Here is a 15,136-nt window from a genome sequence, read left to right as displayed (position 1 = left end):
GAGCGCCAGATCGCGACTCACGTCGCTCCTGCACGAGCTGCTCAATGAAAATCCCGCGACCGCGTCTCCAGCGTCCCGAGCAGCGGCGTGAGGTTGTCCAGGCGCTTCGCAATCAGATGCATTACTCCGTGCTGGCACTCCAGCCGGCCCTCGACCGCCAGCAGGCGCGACTCCAGCAGCACCCGGCGCTGACGCTCGGCCAGATCGCGCCAGATCACCACGTTGGTCATGCCGTCCTCGTCCTCCAGGGTCAGGAAGATCACCCCGCTCGCGGTCTGCGGCTTCTGCCGCAGCGTCACGAGACCGGCCACGCGCACATGGCGGCCGTGCGGCAGCGCGGCCAGTTCGGCCGAGCGCCGGTAGCGGCGCGCGCTGAGCGCCTTGCGCAGGAACGACAACGGATGCCGGCCCAGCGTGGTGCCGGTCATCGCGTAGTCCGCGCGCATGTCCTCGTCCGCACTCGGCAGCGGCAGCACGATGTTTTCGGTCTCCTTCGCCGCCGGTGCAGTAGCAAATAGCGGCAGTTGCGGCTCGACGCCGGTGATCGCCCAGCGCGCGCGATGCCGGTGCCCGACCAGACCGCGCAAGGCGCCGGCATCGGCCAGCACCGACTGCGCGCGGCGATCCAGATCGGCGCGTGCGCACAGGCCGGCGACATCCTCGAACGGCCGCTGCGCGCGCGCGCGCTCGATACGCCGCGCGGCATCCTCGGGCAGGCCACGGATCAAACGCAGGCCGAGGCGGATGGCCGGTTGTGGACGCAGGGAATTCTCCCGTGCCGTTTCCTGTAGGAGCGGCTTCAGCCGCGATGGAGAGTCGGTTCGCATGCGCCGATTTCCGATTGTGGCTGAAGCCGCTCCTAAAGGATGTTGATCTTCTTCAAGACTGCAATCCCACCCGCTGTAACGCACATCCAGCGGCAAGGTACGAACGCCATGCCGGCGCGCATCCTGCAGCAACTGGTCGGGCGAATAGAACCCCATCGGCCACGAGTTGATAAGCGCACACGCGAACGCTGCCGGCTCGTGGCATTTCAACCACGAACTCGTATATGCGATCAACGCGAAGCTGGCCGCGTGCGACTCGGGAAATCCGTAGCTGCCGAAGCCCTTGATCTGCTCGAAGATGCGCTCGGCGTACTCGCGGCTGTAGCCGTTGCGTAGCATGCCGTCCAACAGCCTCTGGCGATGCGGCTCCAGCCCGCCGTGGCGCTTCCAGGCCGCCATCGAACGCCGCAACTGGTCGGCTTCGCCCGCGGTGAAGTCGGCCGCGACCATCGCGATCTGCATCACCTGTTCCTGGAACAGCGGGATGCCGAGGGTGCGCTGCAATACCGATTTGAGTTTGTCCGATGGATAGTGGACCGGCTCCAGCCCGTTCCGGCGCTGCAGGTAGGGATGCACCATGTCGCCCTGGATCGGTCCGGGCCGCACGATCGCGACCTGGATCACCAGGTCGTAGAAGGTTTTCGGCCGCATCCGCGGCAGCATCGCCATCTGCGCCCGCGACTCGATCTGGAATACGCCGACGGTGTCGGCGCGGCTGATCATCCCGTAGGTCTGCCGATCCTCGGCGGGGATATCGCCGAGCGACATGTCGCGACGGCCTGAATCGCGCAGCAGGTCCAGCGTCTTGCGTACCGCGGTCAGCATGCCCAGCGCGAGGCAGTCGACCTTGAGCAGGCCGAGCACGTCGAGGTCGTCCTTGTCCCACTGGATCACGGTACGGTCGTCCATCGCCGCGTTTTCCACCGGCACCAAGGTGTGCAGCGGATGCTCGGAGATCACGAATCCGCCGGGATGCTGCGAGAGATGACGCGGGAAACCGATCAGCTGCGCTGCCAGCGTGATCACCTGGCGCAGCAGTGGCGAGCCCGGATCGTAGCCGCGCTCGCGCAGGTGTTCGCCGATCAACGTATCGCCGCTCCAGCGGTCCAGCGTGCTGGACAACTCGCCGATCATGTCCTGCGGCAGACCCAGCGCGCGGCCGACATCGCGCACGGCGCCGCGCCCGCGATACACGGGCGCGACCGCGGTCAGTGCCGCGCGTTCGCGACCGTAGCGATTGAACACGTACTGCAGTACTTCCTCGCGGCGCTCGTGCTCGAAGTCGATGTCGATGTCAGGCGGCTCGTCGCGTTCCTTCGAGATGAACCGCTCAAACAGCATGTTCATGCGCACCGGGTCGATCTCGGTGACGCCAAGTACGTAGCAGATGACCGAATTGGCAGCCGAGCCGCGGCCTTGGCAGAGGATGTTCTGGGAGCGTGCAAAACGCACGATGTCATGCACGGTCAGGAAGTAGGACTCGTACCTCTTGTGGGCGACCAGGGCCAGCTCGTGCTCGATCAGCTCATGGGCTCTCTGCCCGATGCCCGCAGGCCAGCGCCAGCGTGCGCCTTGCTCGACCAACTGCCGCAGCCAACTGGCTGGATCGTGGCCGGCCGGCACCAGTTCGTGCGGGTACTCGTATTGCAGCTGGTCGAGCTTGAACGTGCAGCGCTCGGCGATGCGCACCGTTTCGGCGAGCAGGTCGGCGGGATAGATCGCGGCGAGCGCGCGGCGTGCGCGCAGGTGGCGCTCGCCGTTCGGGAACAGGCGATGGCCGGCCCGCGCGACCGTGGTCTTGTGGCGGATCGCTGTCATGGTGTCCTGCAAGGCGCGGCGCCCGCGCACGTGCATGTGCACGTCGCCGGCGGCGACCAGCGGCAGTTGCAGGCGCGCACCGATCCCGCGCAGTTGCGCGATGCGGGCTTCGTCGTCCGGCCCGCGGTGCAGCTCGACCGCCAGCCACGTGCGTTGCGGAAAAGCCGTCCTGGTCCACGTTGCTTCGGCTTCGTCGGGCATCAAGCCGGGAACCCACAGCGCGAGCAGCCCGTCCGTGCCGGCGAAGTCCTCGCGCAGCAGGCGGTACTGGCCTTTCGGCGCGCGCCGGCGCGCGCGCGTCAGCAGCTGGCACAGCGTGGTGTAACCGGGCCGGGTTTCGGCCAGCAGCACCAGCTTCGGCCCGTCGAAGATCTGCACCTCGCTGCCGACGATCAGCTTCAGGTCGAACTTTCGCGACGCTTCCAGCGCACGCACGATGCCGGCCAGTGACCCTTCATCGGTGATCGCGAGCGCGCTGTAGCCGAGTTGTTTTGCGCGCTCGAACAACTCCGGCGCGATCGAAGCCCCGCGTTGGAAACTGAAGGCCGACAGGCAGTGCAGCTCGGCGTAGACGGGCAGGTCACTCATGGCGATCCCGCGACCGCACGTAGGGTGGGCACGTTTTGTGTGCCCACCGGCACCGGCACCGGCGGTGGTGGGCACCAAAAGCGTGCCCACCCTACGGAAGCAGCGCTCATGCGAACCACCCATGCAGCATGAAACCGCCAGCCGCATCGGCACGATCGCCGGCCGGCCGGAACGCCCACGCGCGCTGACCGAGGCTGGTTTCGACCAGGTAATAATCGCGACGCACCTCAAGGTCCCACCAGCCGGTCTCGATGCGCTCCGGCCCGGTTAGCACGCGCAGGCGGTGGTCGCGCAGCGGCACCGGTTTTGGCAGCAGCCAGCCGGGGCGGGGCAGGGGCGGCGGTTGGACCGGATGACGCGATTCACTGGCGGTCTGCCAGGCACGTTCGGGCCGATGGTCGGCACGCACCGCCAGGCCGTGCACCGCGTCGTCGCCGAGCCGCGCGCGCAGGCGCTCACGTAATTGCTCCCATGGCACCGCTTGCTGCGGGCGCGCGTCGAACAGGTCGCGACCGGCCGGCACGAACGCCGGCAACTCGTGCGCGATCAGTTGCACCCCGCGCACCGGCGCCGGCACGCGCGCCTGTTCGAGTCGGCCGCGGGCGAGTTCGAACAACATCGAAGGATCGCGCTCGGGCGCGAGCAGGCCGATCGTGACTTCGGTATCGGCGCAGCGCTCGTGCTCCAGCACCAGCGTGAAGCGCTGCACGCCGCCATCGCGGCCGGCCAGGAACGCGGCCAGATCGCCGGTCAGGCGCCGCAGCGGGAACAGCAGCGCCTGGCTGGATTCGACATCGAAATTGAGCTCGATGCGCGACTGGAACGAATCGGGCGGCTGGTAATACTGCAGCGGCGTCGACAGCTCGCCACGCAGCCGGTCTAGATGTTTGAGCGCCTCCACGCCCACGCGCCTGGTCAGCGCCGCGCGCGGCAATGCGAATACCTGGCGCAACTTGCGCAGCCCCATGCGGCGCAGGCTTGTCGCGACCTCCGGCGCCAGCCCGCTGCGTTCGACCGGCAGATGGCCGAGCGCATGCTGCATCGGGGCCGGGTCGGTGACCGCCAGCCCATCGTGCGCATTGGCCAGCACCCGCGCCGCGTAGGGATTGGGCGCCAACACGATGCGATGGCGGAAGCCGAGCTCGGCAAGTTCGGCGCGCAGTTGCGCTTCCAGCCGCGGCCATGGCCCGAACAGCTTGAAACTCGCGCCGACCTCCAGCACCAGCGTCGACGGCATCGTGCGGCTGACCAGCGAGCTGTAGCGATACGCCCAGGCGGCGAGGAAGTCGTGCCAGCGTTCGACCTCGGCCGGGTCGTATTCGACCGCCGCAAACCGGCTGCACAGCGCCTGCGCCGCACCCAGCGACTGGCCCGCACGCAAGCCGGCGGCCTTGGCCGCGGCGGTGACCGCGCGCAGCACGCGCCGCTGCGCCGGTCCGGTCACCAGCGCCAATGGCGCGTCGGGATCGGGGTGGCGACGCAACGCGCCATCGAGCGCGAGTTGTGGCAACAGGATGCAGGCCCAGAGCATCGCGGTCGGCCTCAGGGCCCAAGCAGGGAGGGGGCGAACGCAATGGGCCGCGATGGCGGATTGCCGCCGCGACACTTGAGCACGCGCAACTGCGCCGGCTCGGCATCGATCGCGATGCGCAGCGCCGCCGGCGACGGATTGGCCGCGGCCTTCAACGGCCGCAGCGCGAAGCCCAGGCATTGCCCGGTTTCCGCGGCGACCTGCAGCCGCCGCAGGCTGCGGTCGTTGGCCTGTTGCGGCCAGCACAGCACCGCCCCGCACACCGCCGAACGCAGGCATTGCTCGGCCGCCCACAAGGCATCACGCGCGTCGGCTCGCACGACCTGCAGGCGATCCATGCGCAGCCCCGCCTGCGCCCAGGCCGCGGCATACGGCAGGTACGGCGGCGCGATCAGCGCGACCACGCCGTCGGCTTGCGACAACCGCGCCAGCGTCGGCCACAGCAACCGCAACTCGCCCACGCCATCGGCCGGCAACAACAACTCGGTCAACGCCGCCTCCGGCCAGCCGCCGCTGGGCAGCGCCGCATCCAGTGCCGCAAGCCCGGTCGACTGCTTCGAAGGCGCACGCGCAGCCGGCTGCCCACGCCAGATCCGGCGTGCATCGAGCAGGCTGTCGAGGGCGACGACATTTCCCATCAGCCGGGCCTTCCCGTCGTGCCGATCCACGCCATGGCAGGGCCGAGGCGGCGGGCTGGAGCAGGTCCGTCCCCCCGGAACGGGAGGCAGGCACGACGGGCACGTTGCGGGAACATGTTGGTAATTTTACTAACGAATTCGCCGCATAAAATTGAGCCATCACTATCAACGGCTTGGCGGAGGAAGTTCATGCAGGTCGGGAGCCGGAGGCGGTCACCGCACTTTGGCGGGCCCGCGTCTCATGCATAGCGACCAGGCCGCCAGTGCAACGTAGGTTTGGACTGCCAAGCCCAGCGCTATGGCACTATCGACGCGACCGACAGAAGCTGGACTTTTGTCAGCCCAGCCTACGGTTCTAAGGGGTTGCTGGGCAGCATTGAGTTCAATGGCGCATACGAAAAACCCCGCAAAGACTGGAGCTTTGCGGGGCTTGCGTTTGATCATGGTGGCCGGGGAGGGAATCGAACCCCCGACACGGGGATTTTCAATCCCCTGCTCTACCAACTGAGCTACCCGGCCACGACACGGCGAGGCCGTGCGAGGAGCGGGATGATACGGGCGGGGCCCGGAACTGGCAAGCCGCATGCGCGCTGAATGAGGCAGGATTGCGGTCACCTGGCGCAGGCGTGCGTGAGTGCAAGATGCAGGCGATCCATCGTGCCCCTGGCCGGGGCAAGGAGTTCCCAATGAGAATCCCGGTACCTACGCTGCTTCTGACCATCGCGATGTCGCTTGGGCTGGCGGCCTGCGCCAACGGGCCGGATTTGCGCGATGCGCAGCGGCTTGCGCTTTACGAGGCCAACGCCGGCGCGCCGGTGGAGAGCTTCCACTATTTCGGCGGGATCAACGGCTGGACGCCTCTGGGCGATAGTGCGCTGGCGGTGTGGACGCGGCCCAACCAAGGCTACCTGCTGGACCTGCTCGGCAGTTGCCCGGACCTGGAGTACGCGCGCGCGATTTCGGTGAGCAACCAATTCGGCCGCGTACACGCGCGTTTCGACAGCGTCGATGTGCTTGATCGCGATTCGTTCGGCATCCCGTGCCGGATCGAGCAGATCCGCCCGATCGATGCGGCGGCGCTGAAGCAGGCCGAGCGTGAGATGCGCGAGTCGGTGGAGATGGCCGAGCGGACTCAGGACGCCGGCGGCGGCACGTAACCGGCGGGCTTTTCGGCGTCGCCGCCGAACAGGAACTTTTGCATCTCGGCTTCCAGGAACTTGCGGTGTTCGGGGTTCATCGGCGACAGCCGATTCTCGTTGATCAGCATGGTCTGGTGGGCGAGCCACGCGGCCCAGGCCTGCTTGCCGATGCCGGCGAACACGCGCTTGCCGAGCTCGCCCGGCCAGGGCACGAAATCGAGGCCTTCGGTCTGGCGGTTCTCGTATTGGCAATGGACGGTGCGCGGCATCGGTGTGGCCTTTGGTCAGGGGCGGCGGTGGCGATCAGCTTGGGGTCAACTGTTCGATCAATTTGCGGATGGGCGCCGGGATGCCCAGGCTCGCGAGCTGGTCGCGGGCCACCCAGCGCAGATCGTCATTGTCGCGCACGTGCTCGCGCAGGGCGATGCCGCGCCAATGCAGCGGCTGCAGCTGGAGCTTGTAGTGGCTGAAGGCGTGGGCGATCGGCGGTAGCGACCGGCCGGCATCGAAATCGGCGGCGGACTGCGCTTCGAACCAGCTTCTTGCGCCCTCCAGGTCGTCGGCTTGCGGCAGCGTCCACAACGAAGCCCAGATACCGGCTGGGGGGCGGCGCTGCAGCAGCACGCGGCCGCCGGCATCCTCCAGCCACAGCACTTGCGCATGGCGTTGCGGGATCGTCTTGCCGGGCTTGGGTGTGGGCAGTCCGGCGATGCGACCTTCGATGCGCGCGATGCATTCGTCCTGCAGCGGGCACAGCACGCAGGCCGGGTCGGCGCGTGTGCACAGCGTCGCGCCCAGGTCCATCTGCGCCTGGGTGTAATCGGCCATGCGCGTGGGCGGCAGGTGCGGACTCTGCACGTGGGCCTCGGCGAGTGCCCAGAGCTGTTTTTCCACCGCCGGCAGTCCCGGCCAGCCTTCGATGCCGTGGTAGCGCGCGAGCACCCGCTTGACGTTGCCGTCGAGGATCGCGAAGCGCTCGCCCCAGGCCTGCGACAGGATCGCCGCGGCGGTGCTGCGGCCGATGCCGGGCAGGGCGACCAGCGCATCGGGATCGCGCGGCAGCTCACTGCCGTGCAGCTCCAGGCAGCGCTTGGCCGCGGCGTGCAGGTTTCGGGCGCGGGCGTAGTAGCCCAGGCCGGACCACAGCGCGAGCACGTCATCGAGCGGCGCGGCGGCGAGGGCCTGCAGCGTCGGCAGCGCCGCAACGAAGCGCTCGAAGTAGGGAGCGGCGGTCCTGACCTGGGTCTGCTGCAGCATGATTTCCGACAGCCATACGCGGTAGGGCGTCCGCGGGTGCTGCCAGGGCAGGTCGTGGCGGCCGCTGGTGTCGAACCAGCTGAGCAGGTGCGGGGCGAAGCTGTTGGTGGGGCTGGCGGTGTCCGGCATCATTGGGCCACCGGCCGCAAGCAAGAGCAAATCCTCCCCGGCCCTCCTTTTTCAAAGGAGGGAGTTTCAGCGCCGGTCGACCACTGTAGGAGCGGCTTCAGCCGCGAGCTTTTGGTTCGGTCGCGAAAGAGCCTTTTCCATTGTAGGAGCGACGTGAGTCGCGACCGGCCGATCGCGGCGAAGTACAGGTCGCGACTCACGTCGCTCCTGCGAAAAGCGGAAGCTTGGGTGCGGATGCATGAAGCGGCGCGGGAGGTCATGGCGCGGCAGGGCCGTCGTCGAACTCGACCTCCACGCCTTCCAGCACCGCGCCGGCGATCTCCAGCCGCGGCGTGCTCAACGTGCCGTCCAGCGGTGGCAGCGGCGTGCCCATGGTCGCGTCCATCCATTCGAGCACCTCGGGCAGGTGGAAGCGGCCGTCGAAGCGGGTGGCCTCGCGTTGCAGGTGCAGGGAGGTGGTGCCCGACAGATCGCTGTCGCCCCGGTAGCCCAGCTCGAACGGCAAGGGTGCGGCGGACTGTCCGAGTGGTGGCGGCAGGGTCGGCCACGCCTCGGGCCAGCGGGCGAGGGTGCCGCCCAGCTGCAGGGTCATCGCATCGGCGAGCGCGAAGCGGCCGCGGGCGTCCAGCCGTGGCACCAGCCCTTGCCCGCGCAGGTCCAGCGCCAGCGGCTCCAGCGCCAGTCGGCCGCCGCGGTAGCCGAGGTCGCCGGCCAGGCCGAAGGCGAACGGCAGCTCGACTTCGCCGCCGACATACCGCGCCCGCGCGCCGAACTCGAAGCGCTCCAGCCTGAAACCCGCTTCGCTGCGGTACACGCGCCCGGACAATCGGGCCTGCATCGGCAAGCGCCAGCCCGGCGTCTCCACCGTCAGCGCGCCGACCGCGCCGACCGCGCCGAGACCCGCGGCGTTCGCGGGTGCCGTTAGCGCGGCATGCAGGTCGAACGGCACGCGGATGTGGCCCTCGTCCCCGCGCACGTACCGCCCGGCGAGATGCGCAGCGACCGGGCGTTGCGGATGCAGCGAAGGCAGCTGCAGGTCCAGGGCCTCGATCGACCAGCCCGGGCCAATGACCCGGCCGCGCAGCACCTGCAGGCCGTCGGTCAGGGTCGGCACGCGCGCCTCCGAGGGTGGGCGCGTGGCCTGCCATGCCTGTAGCGCGGGCAGGTCGAGCTGCGGCGCGTCGAGTTCGATCCGGGTGATAGTCAGGTCGGCGCCGCGTGCGCGGATGGTCGACCACGGCAGCGACAGGTAGGCGCGTTGAGCGGTGAGCAGCGGCTTTGTAGCACCGGGCTGGCGCACGACCAGGTCGCGCACCACCAGCATCGGGGCGCCGCGCAGCCGGTATTGACTGGTGCCGCTGGCGGTGATTTCCAGGCCGAGCGCCTGGCCGAGCTGATCGAGCGTGAGGCGGGCGACCTGGTCCGGCCGCGATACCCAGCGCAGCGACAGCAGCACGGCAAGCGCCAGCACCAGCAATGCGATCAATACGTTGCGCCTGCGATTCGATCGCGGTCGCTGGGCCTGTTGCGGTTCGGTCATCCGGGCAGGCTACCGCTTGGAATCGTCACGCGTGCGCGCCGCATCGCGACTCACGCGGGCAAGCATTTCAAAGCGGCGCTCATGCGCTCAGGGTCTCCGGCAGCAGCGCATCGACGAAGGCTTCGGCGTCGAACACGCGCAGGTCTTCCGGGCGCTCGCCGATGCCGGCATAGCGAATCGGGATGCCGAACTCGCGCGCCAGCGCGAACACCACGCCGCCCTTGGCGGTGCCGTCCAGCTTGGTCACCACCAGCCCGGTCACGCCGACCGCGGCATGGAACTGGCGCAACTGCGACAGCGCGTTCTGCCCGGTGGTGCCGTCGATCACCATCAGCACCTCGTGCGGGGCGGCGGGGTCGAGCTTGGCCAGCACGCGCTTGATCTTGCCCAGTTCGGCCATCAGCCCGACCTGGGTGTGCAGGCGCCCGGCGGTGTCGGCGATCAATACCTGGGTGCCACGCGCCTTGGCCGCCTGCAGCGCATCGAACGCGACCGAGGCCGCATCGCCGCCCTTGCCTTGCGTGTTCTGCCCCTGCGCCACCACCGGCACGTCGTTGCGATCGCCCCAGGCCTGCAGCTGCGCGACCGCGGCGGCCCGGAAGGTGTCGCCGGCGGCGAGCATCAGCGTGCGGTTCTCGTCCTTGAAGCGCCGCGCGAGCTTGCCGATGGTGGTGGTCTTGCCGACCCCGTTGACGCCGATGGTCAACAGCACGAAGGGTTTTGCGGTGGCGTCGATCTGCAGCGGCACCGCGACCGGCCTGAGCAGCGCCAGCAGCTGGTCGCGCAAAGCCCGCAGCAGCGCGTTGGCATCGGCGAATTCGCGCGATTTCATGCGTTTGCGCAGGCTCTCGACCAGTTCGGTGGTCGCCGCGACGCCGACATCGGCGGTGATCAGCGCAATTTCGACCTGGTCGAGCAGGTCGTCGTCGAGCTTGGGATTGCCATAGAACAGGCCGCCGAAGCTGCGGGCGAAGGCACTGGTCCGCATGCGTTCGCGCCAGCCGGGCTTGCCGGGCGTGGCGGCGGGCGGGGCGGCAGGTTCGGTGGTCGTGGGTTCGGGTGCCGGGGGCGGCGGCTCCGCGGGTGCGGCGGGTTCGGCCGGGGCTGCCTCCGGTTCGGCGGGCGGTGGCGGCGCCGGGGCGACGGGGGGCGGTGGCATCGCCACGGGCGGTGCGGGCGGCTGTGGAGGTGCGGCAACCGGTTGGGTCTCCAGCGCGGCGGCGATCACCTCGGCCGGGACCGGCTCCCGCGCGGTGGACTCGTCGGCCGCGCGGTGCGCCTGCTCCTCGCGCGGCGGCGCCATGGGTTCGGTTTGTTCCGGCTTCCGCTCTGGCTCCGGCGTCGGCGCCGGCGGCTCGTCGCGGCGCGCGGTCGGGAACGCCGCGGCCAGCTCCTCGATGTTGTAGCGCGAGGTGGGTTTTTCGGGCTTCTTTTTGCGGAAAAAACTGGCCATCGAGGGGGTGTCTGTGATCGCGGGAGGGGGATGCGCGAGAATGCACACATGCTAGCACCGGCCCTCCCGAGCCTCCGATGAAAAAGCCCGCGTCAAGCCGCTCGCCAGGGCGCGTCGTCGCACCCGCTGGCAGCGGCCGCATACGCCTGATCGGTGGCCGCTGGCGCGGTACCCGGCTGGACGTGCCGGCTGCGCCCGGCCTGCGGCCCACCGCCGACCGCGTGCGCGAGACCTTGTTCAACTGGCTGATGCCGATGCTGCCGGGCGCGCGCGTGCTGGACCTGTTCGCCGGCAGTGGAGCGCTGGGGCTGGAGGCGCTTTCTCGCGGGGCCGCGAGCGCGGTGCTGCTCGAACGCGATCGCACCCTGGCGACGGCCTTGCGCGCGCTGGCTGCGCGGCTTCCCGGCGGCGAGGCGGCCCACATCGTCCAGGCCGATGCGCTGGCGTGGCTGCCCTCGCAGCCCGATGCCGGGTTCGACCTCGCGTTCCTCGACCCGCCGTTCGCCGATGGCCTGTGGAATGCGGCGCTGGCGGGGGTGCTGCCTAAACTCGCACGCGAGGCCTGGTTGTACATCGAGGCGCCGCCCGAGCTGGTGCCGGTACTGCCGGCCGATTGGACGCTGCACCGGGAGGGGCGCACCCGCCAGGTGCGCTATGCCCTCTATCGGCGATGCCGCGGCCCCGCTGATACACTGGCGCCGCATGCTTCTGGCGGGTGATGCCACCGCCGCGGGCAGCCGTCCCGGCCTGGGCTTCGTCCAGAAACCGCATCCTGAAGCTTCCGCGTCGGAATCCATCCATCCGCCAGCGAGCGAATGACTCCCGAATGACCGTGGCCCGTTCCCGCATCGCCGTTTATCCCGGCACCTTCGACCCGATCACCAACGGCCATATCGACCTGGTCGATCGCGCCGCACCGCTGTTCGAGCGGCTGATCATCGGGGTGGCGGAAAGCCCCGGTAAAAGCCCGGCGCTGCCGCTGGACGTGCGGGTCGAACTGGCCCGCAGCGCCGTCGCGCACCACCCGCACGTGGAGGTGCGCGGGTTCGATCGGCTGCTCGCGCATTTTGTCGCCGAGCTCGGTGCCGGGGTGCTGTTGCGCGGCCTGCGCGCGGTGTCGGATTTCGAGTACGAATTCCAGCTGGCCAGCATGAACCGTCACCTGATTCCGGAGGTCGAGACCCTGTTCCTGACCCCGGCCGAGCAATACGGCTTCATCTCTTCCTCGCTGGTGCGCGAGATCGCCCGCCTGGGCGGCGATATTTCCGGTTTCGTGCCGCCGGCGGTGACCGAGGCATTGCAGGCACAATGGCAACGCACCCGCGCATGACACCCACCGCACCCGCACATGAATGACACCACCAAGGGGAAACCGATGAAGACCACCACCCGCATGCTGCTGATCGCCTGCCTCTCGCTGCCCGTGCTGGCCGCGTGCCAGAACGGTGCCGACGAGGACAACGTCGAAGTCGTGCAGGCGCCGATGGCCGCACCGACCGGCACCGACCAGGACCAATGGAACGCCTACCTGACCGATGTGGTCACCCGCAACATCGGCGAGTCCAGCAGCACCTACGTCTACACGCTGCCGCCGGTGGACTCGGAAGGGTTCGAGGGCGCGTACGGCCGCCAGCTCGACAAGGCCCGTACCGATGTCAGCCGCGGCGTGAACGCCGGCACGCTGCTGGCGTTCGGCTCGTCCTCCTCGCAGCACAGTGCCGACCTCACCGTGTCCGCGTTCGAGCAGGCCACCCCGGGCACCCTCGAAGGCGTCCGCGTGCTGTTTATCGGTGCGGCGAACGACAGCGAGCGCGTGCAGACGGCGGTCGAGCCCTCGGGCGCGGAGTACGTGTTCATCGAAGCCAAATGACGCACCGGCCCCCGCCCGCGCTCGCGCGCGGGCGGCTTTGCCGATGCGTCATCCCGTGCATGCGGGAATCCGGCGAGTTTTGCCGATGCGTCATCCGGCGCAGAATGCCCGTTTTCCGCTTTTTTGCATGAGAAGCCCACAGGCTCGGCGCCCATCGCGCGCAACGACAGGAAAGAAACCGGCGGCTTCCACCGCCCAGTCGAATGTCCCTCAAGATCAACGAACTCTGCGTCAACTGTGACGTCTGCGAGCCGGCCTGTCCCAACCAGGCGATCACGCAGGGCGAGACGATCTACGTGATCGACCCGGCCCGATGCACCGAATGCGTCGGCCATTTCGACGAGCCGCAATGCGTGGTGGTGTGCCCGGTCGAGTGCATCGACCCCGATGCAGCCCATCCCGAGTCCCACGAAGCACTGCTGGCCAAACTGGCGCGGCTGCAACAGGAGTCCACGTGAAAACATCCTGCGTAGAGCGGAGCCTGCTCCGCTGCAGCCGACTGGCAAGCCGGGCAGGCTCGGTTCTGCGGAATGGCTCCGGCCTGCTGCTGCTCGTCCTGCTGTTGTGCGCCAATAGCGCAAGCGCAAGCGCAGCCGAAGCCACCCCGACATTGGTGGCGGCGAAGCAACCACCCGGTACCGCGATCGCCAGCGCCCATGCACTGGCGACGGAGGCTGGCTTCGAAACCATCCGCGCCGGCGGCAATGCCTTCGACGCGGCGGTCGCGGTGTCGGCGGCGTTGTCGGTGGTCGAGCCGATCAGCTCCGGGCTCGGTGGCGGCGGGTTTTTCCTGCTGCATGACGCGCGCAACCAGCGCGACGTATTCGTCGACGCACGCGAGACCGCACCGATCGCGGCAACCCCCGAGGCGTATCTGGACGAGGACGGCGAACTCGACCGTGACCTGGCTACCAACGGCCCGTGGGCGGCCGGCATCCCCGGATTGCCCGCGGGCCTGGACCACATTGCGTCGCGCTATGGCCGGTTGCCGCTCGAGACTTCGCTGGCACCGGCCATCCGGCTCGCGCGTGAGGGTTTCCCGGTCTACGCGCGCCTGGAGCGGGGCTACGCCCGGCGCCGCGAGGTGATGGAGCGCTACCCGGGCACCCGCGCGGTGTTCCTGGCCGACGGCGATCCACCCACCGAAGGCGAGATCCTGCGCCAGCCCGACCTGGCTCGCACCCTGGAGCGGCTGGCCGAGCACGGTGCCGATGGCTTCTACCGCGGCGAAGTCGCGGAAAAGCTGCGCGCCGGCGTGGCCGCCGAGGGCGGACGCTGGACCGCCGAGGAGCTGGCTGCCTATCGCGTGCGCGAACGCGAGCCGCTGCGGTTCGGCTACCACGACTGGGAAATCGTGACCGCGCCGCCGCCGTCCTCCGGCGGGGTGGCGCTGGCGCAGATGCTGCAGATCCTGGAAGCGTGGGACCTGTCGACGCTGGATGCCGCCTCGCGCATCCACCTGACCGTCGAGGCGATGCGCCGCGCGTTCCGCGACCGGACGTTCTACCTGGGTGATCCGGACTTTGTCGAGGTACCGGTCGAGCTGCTGACCCACCCGGCCTACGCGGCCGGGCTGCGCGCCACGATTCATCCCGAGCGGGCAACGCCAAGCCAATTGTTATCCGGCGAGCCGACCCCGCTGGAGGACGAGCACACCACCCATTTCTCGATCATCGACAGCGAAGGCAACCGCGCCTCGGTCACCCAGACGGTCAACCTGACCTTCGGCTCGGGCCTGGTCCCGCCCGGTACCGGCGTGCTGCTCAACAACGAGATGGACGACTTTGCGCTCAAGCCCGGCACGCCCAACGCGTTCGGTGTCATGGGTTATGCGGCCAACGCGCCGGAGCCTGGCAAGCGCATGCTCAGCTCGATGACGCCGACCTTCATGGTGTCCGATGACCGCGTCGCGGTGCTCGGCACGCCGGGTGGCAGCCGCATCATCACGATGGTGCTGCTTGGGATCCTCGGCTTTGATGAGGACCTCGATCCGCAACAGGTCGCCGCGTTGCCGCGCTTTCACCACCAGTGGATGCCCGATGCGATCTCGGCCGAGTCCAATGCGATCGACGCCGATGTCGCGGCCAAGCTGGAAACAATGGGACACACCGTCAAGCGGCCACCGGACACGGTCAGCGGCAGCGGCTCCAGCCACACCTGGGGCAACCTGCAGACGGTGCAGTGGGACCGGGTCGGGAACACGCTGAGCGGGGCATCCGACCCGCGCAGCCCGGTGGGTGAGGCCGATGTGGAGCTGTCGGCGGATCGATAACGCTGACGGTAGGGCAACAGCAAATCCTCCCCAGCCCGCCCGGCCCCCAGGCACAGCCTGCGGGCGTTCATCGG

At 69.0% G+C, this 15,136-nt stretch carries 13 protein-coding genes and 1 tRNA gene; 6 read left to right on the top strand and 8 right to left on the bottom strand.

Going from position 1 to position 15,136, the window contains the following annotated elements; all coding sequences use genetic code 11:
- Positions 1 to 41 precede the first annotated feature (41 nt).
- The 4 genes from ACJQWM_RS05740 to ACJQWM_RS05725 all read right to left on the bottom strand — a co-directional run bounded on the left by ACJQWM_RS05740 (position 42) and on the right by ACJQWM_RS05725 (position 5,921).
- Positions 42 to 3,233, bottom strand: a complete 3,192-nt coding sequence (locus tag ACJQWM_RS05740; protein WP_332703067.1) for an error-prone DNA polymerase — start codon at positions 3,231 to 3,233, stop codon at positions 42 to 44.
- Between the two features lie 106 nt (positions 3,234 to 3,339).
- Positions 3,340 to 4,764 (bottom strand): Y-family DNA polymerase, encoded by a 1,425-nt coding sequence (locus ACJQWM_RS05735; protein WP_332703065.1) that lies wholly within the window; start codon positions 4,762 to 4,764, stop codon positions 3,340 to 3,342.
- Between the two features lie 11 nt (positions 4,765 to 4,775).
- Entirely contained in the window at positions 4,776 to 5,402 is a 627-nt protein-coding gene (gene imuA / locus ACJQWM_RS05730; RefSeq protein WP_332703063.1) for a translesion DNA synthesis-associated protein ImuA, read from the bottom strand.
- Between the two features lie 443 nt (positions 5,403 to 5,845).
- Positions 5,846 to 5,921, bottom strand: a tRNA-Phe gene (locus ACJQWM_RS05725).
- Between the two features lie 167 nt (positions 5,922 to 6,088).
- On the opposite strand from ACJQWM_RS05725, the gene ACJQWM_RS05720 reads away from it, so the two are divergent.
- Positions 6,089 to 6,559, top strand: a complete 471-nt coding sequence (locus ACJQWM_RS05720; protein WP_332703061.1) for a DUF6491 family protein — start codon at positions 6,089 to 6,091, stop codon at positions 6,557 to 6,559.
- Here the strand turns inward: ACJQWM_RS05720 and ACJQWM_RS05715 are convergent.
- From ACJQWM_RS05715 to ftsY, 4 genes are all read right to left on the bottom strand, one after another.
- Complete coding sequence (locus ACJQWM_RS05715; RefSeq protein ID WP_332703059.1) at positions 6,535 to 6,810, bottom strand: oxidative damage protection protein; 276 nt, start codon at positions 6,808 to 6,810, stop codon at positions 6,535 to 6,537. The genes ACJQWM_RS05720 and ACJQWM_RS05715 overlap by 25 nt on opposite strands.
- A gap of 34 nt (positions 6,811 to 6,844) precedes the next feature.
- Positions 6,845 to 7,930: an A/G-specific adenine glycosylase gene (gene mutY, locus ACJQWM_RS05710; RefSeq protein ID WP_332703057.1), complete on the bottom strand. Its 1,086-nt coding sequence runs from the start codon at positions 7,928 to 7,930 to the stop codon at positions 6,845 to 6,847.
- A gap of 253 nt (positions 7,931 to 8,183) precedes the next feature.
- On the bottom strand, positions 8,184 to 9,467 hold the full coding sequence (locus ACJQWM_RS05705; RefSeq protein WP_332703055.1) for an AsmA family protein: 1,284 nt from the start codon (positions 9,465 to 9,467) through the stop codon (positions 8,184 to 8,186).
- Positions 9,468 to 9,546: 79 nt separating this feature from the next.
- A complete protein-coding gene (gene ftsY / locus ACJQWM_RS05700) occupies positions 9,547 to 10,920 on the bottom strand; it encodes a signal recognition particle-docking protein FtsY (protein WP_411306716.1) in 1,374 nt (457 codons plus the stop codon).
- A 77-nt stretch (positions 10,921 to 10,997) separates the two neighbouring features.
- Here ftsY and rsmD point away from each other — a divergent pair, with 77 nt between their 5' ends.
- The 5 genes from rsmD to ggt all read left to right on the top strand — a co-directional run bounded on the left by rsmD (position 10,998) and on the right by ggt (position 15,062).
- A complete protein-coding gene (rsmD, locus tag ACJQWM_RS05695) occupies positions 10,998 to 11,639 on the top strand; it encodes a 16S rRNA (guanine(966)-N(2))-methyltransferase RsmD (protein WP_332707179.1) in 642 nt (213 codons plus the stop codon).
- Between the two features lie 107 nt (positions 11,640 to 11,746).
- Positions 11,747 to 12,250, top strand: coding sequence for a pantetheine-phosphate adenylyltransferase (gene coaD, locus ACJQWM_RS05690; RefSeq protein ID WP_332707176.1), 504 nt, complete (start codon positions 11,747 to 11,749; stop codon positions 12,248 to 12,250).
- An 18-nt stretch (positions 12,251 to 12,268) separates the two neighbouring features.
- Positions 12,269 to 12,790, top strand: coding sequence for a hypothetical protein (locus ACJQWM_RS05685; RefSeq protein WP_332707173.1), 522 nt, complete (start codon positions 12,269 to 12,271; stop codon positions 12,788 to 12,790).
- A gap of 203 nt (positions 12,791 to 12,993) precedes the next feature.
- Positions 12,994 to 13,248: a YfhL family 4Fe-4S dicluster ferredoxin gene (locus ACJQWM_RS05680; protein WP_332707170.1), complete on the top strand. Its 255-nt coding sequence runs from the start codon at positions 12,994 to 12,996 to the stop codon at positions 13,246 to 13,248.
- Between the two features lie 65 nt (positions 13,249 to 13,313).
- Positions 13,314 to 15,062 (top strand): gamma-glutamyltransferase, encoded by a 1,749-nt coding sequence (gene ggt, locus ACJQWM_RS05675; protein WP_411306731.1) that lies wholly within the window; start codon positions 13,314 to 13,316, stop codon positions 15,060 to 15,062.
- Positions 15,063 to 15,136 lie beyond the last annotated feature (74 nt).

This window comes from Novilysobacter longmucuonensis (assembly GCF_046600735.1).
Lineage (GTDB): Bacteria > Pseudomonadota > Gammaproteobacteria > Xanthomonadales > Xanthomonadaceae > Novilysobacter_A > Novilysobacter_A longmucuonensis.
This window is presented reverse-complemented; position numbering and strand designations above follow the sequence as displayed.

Bases quoted from the DNA above. Each gene is read 5' to 3' on its own strand.
- ACJQWM_RS05740 (WP_332703067.1), bottom strand. From the start codon at position 3,233: ATGAGTGACCTGCCCGTCTACGCCGAGCTGCACTGCCTGTCGGCCTTC.
- ACJQWM_RS05735 (WP_332703065.1), bottom strand. From the start codon at position 4,764: ATGCTCTGGGCCTGCATCCTGTTGCCACAACTCGCGCTCGATGGCGCG.
- imuA (WP_332703063.1), bottom strand. From the start codon at position 5,402: ATGGGAAATGTCGTCGCCCTCGACAGCCTGCTCGATGCACGCCGGATC.
- ACJQWM_RS05720 (WP_332703061.1), top strand. From the start codon at position 6,089: ATGAGAATCCCGGTACCTACGCTGCTTCTGACCATCGCGATGTCGCTT.
- ACJQWM_RS05715 (WP_332703059.1), bottom strand. From the start codon at position 6,810: ATGCCGCGCACCGTCCATTGCCAATACGAGAACCGCCAGACCGAAGGC.
- mutY (WP_332703057.1), bottom strand. From the start codon at position 7,930: ATGATGCCGGACACCGCCAGCCCCACCAACAGCTTCGCCCCGCACCTG.
- ACJQWM_RS05705 (WP_332703055.1), bottom strand. From the start codon at position 9,467: ATGACCGAACCGCAACAGGCCCAGCGACCGCGATCGAATCGCAGGCGC.
- ftsY (WP_411306716.1), bottom strand. From the start codon at position 10,920: ATGGCCAGTTTTTTCCGCAAAAAGAAGCCCGAAAAACCCACCTCGCGC.
- rsmD (WP_332707179.1), top strand. From the start codon at position 10,998: ATGAAAAAGCCCGCGTCAAGCCGCTCGCCAGGGCGCGTCGTCGCACCC.
- coaD (WP_332707176.1), top strand. From the start codon at position 11,747: ATGACCGTGGCCCGTTCCCGCATCGCCGTTTATCCCGGCACCTTCGAC.
- ACJQWM_RS05685 (WP_332707173.1), top strand. From the start codon at position 12,269: ATGAATGACACCACCAAGGGGAAACCGATGAAGACCACCACCCGCATG.
- ACJQWM_RS05680 (WP_332707170.1), top strand. From the start codon at position 12,994: ATGTCCCTCAAGATCAACGAACTCTGCGTCAACTGTGACGTCTGCGAG.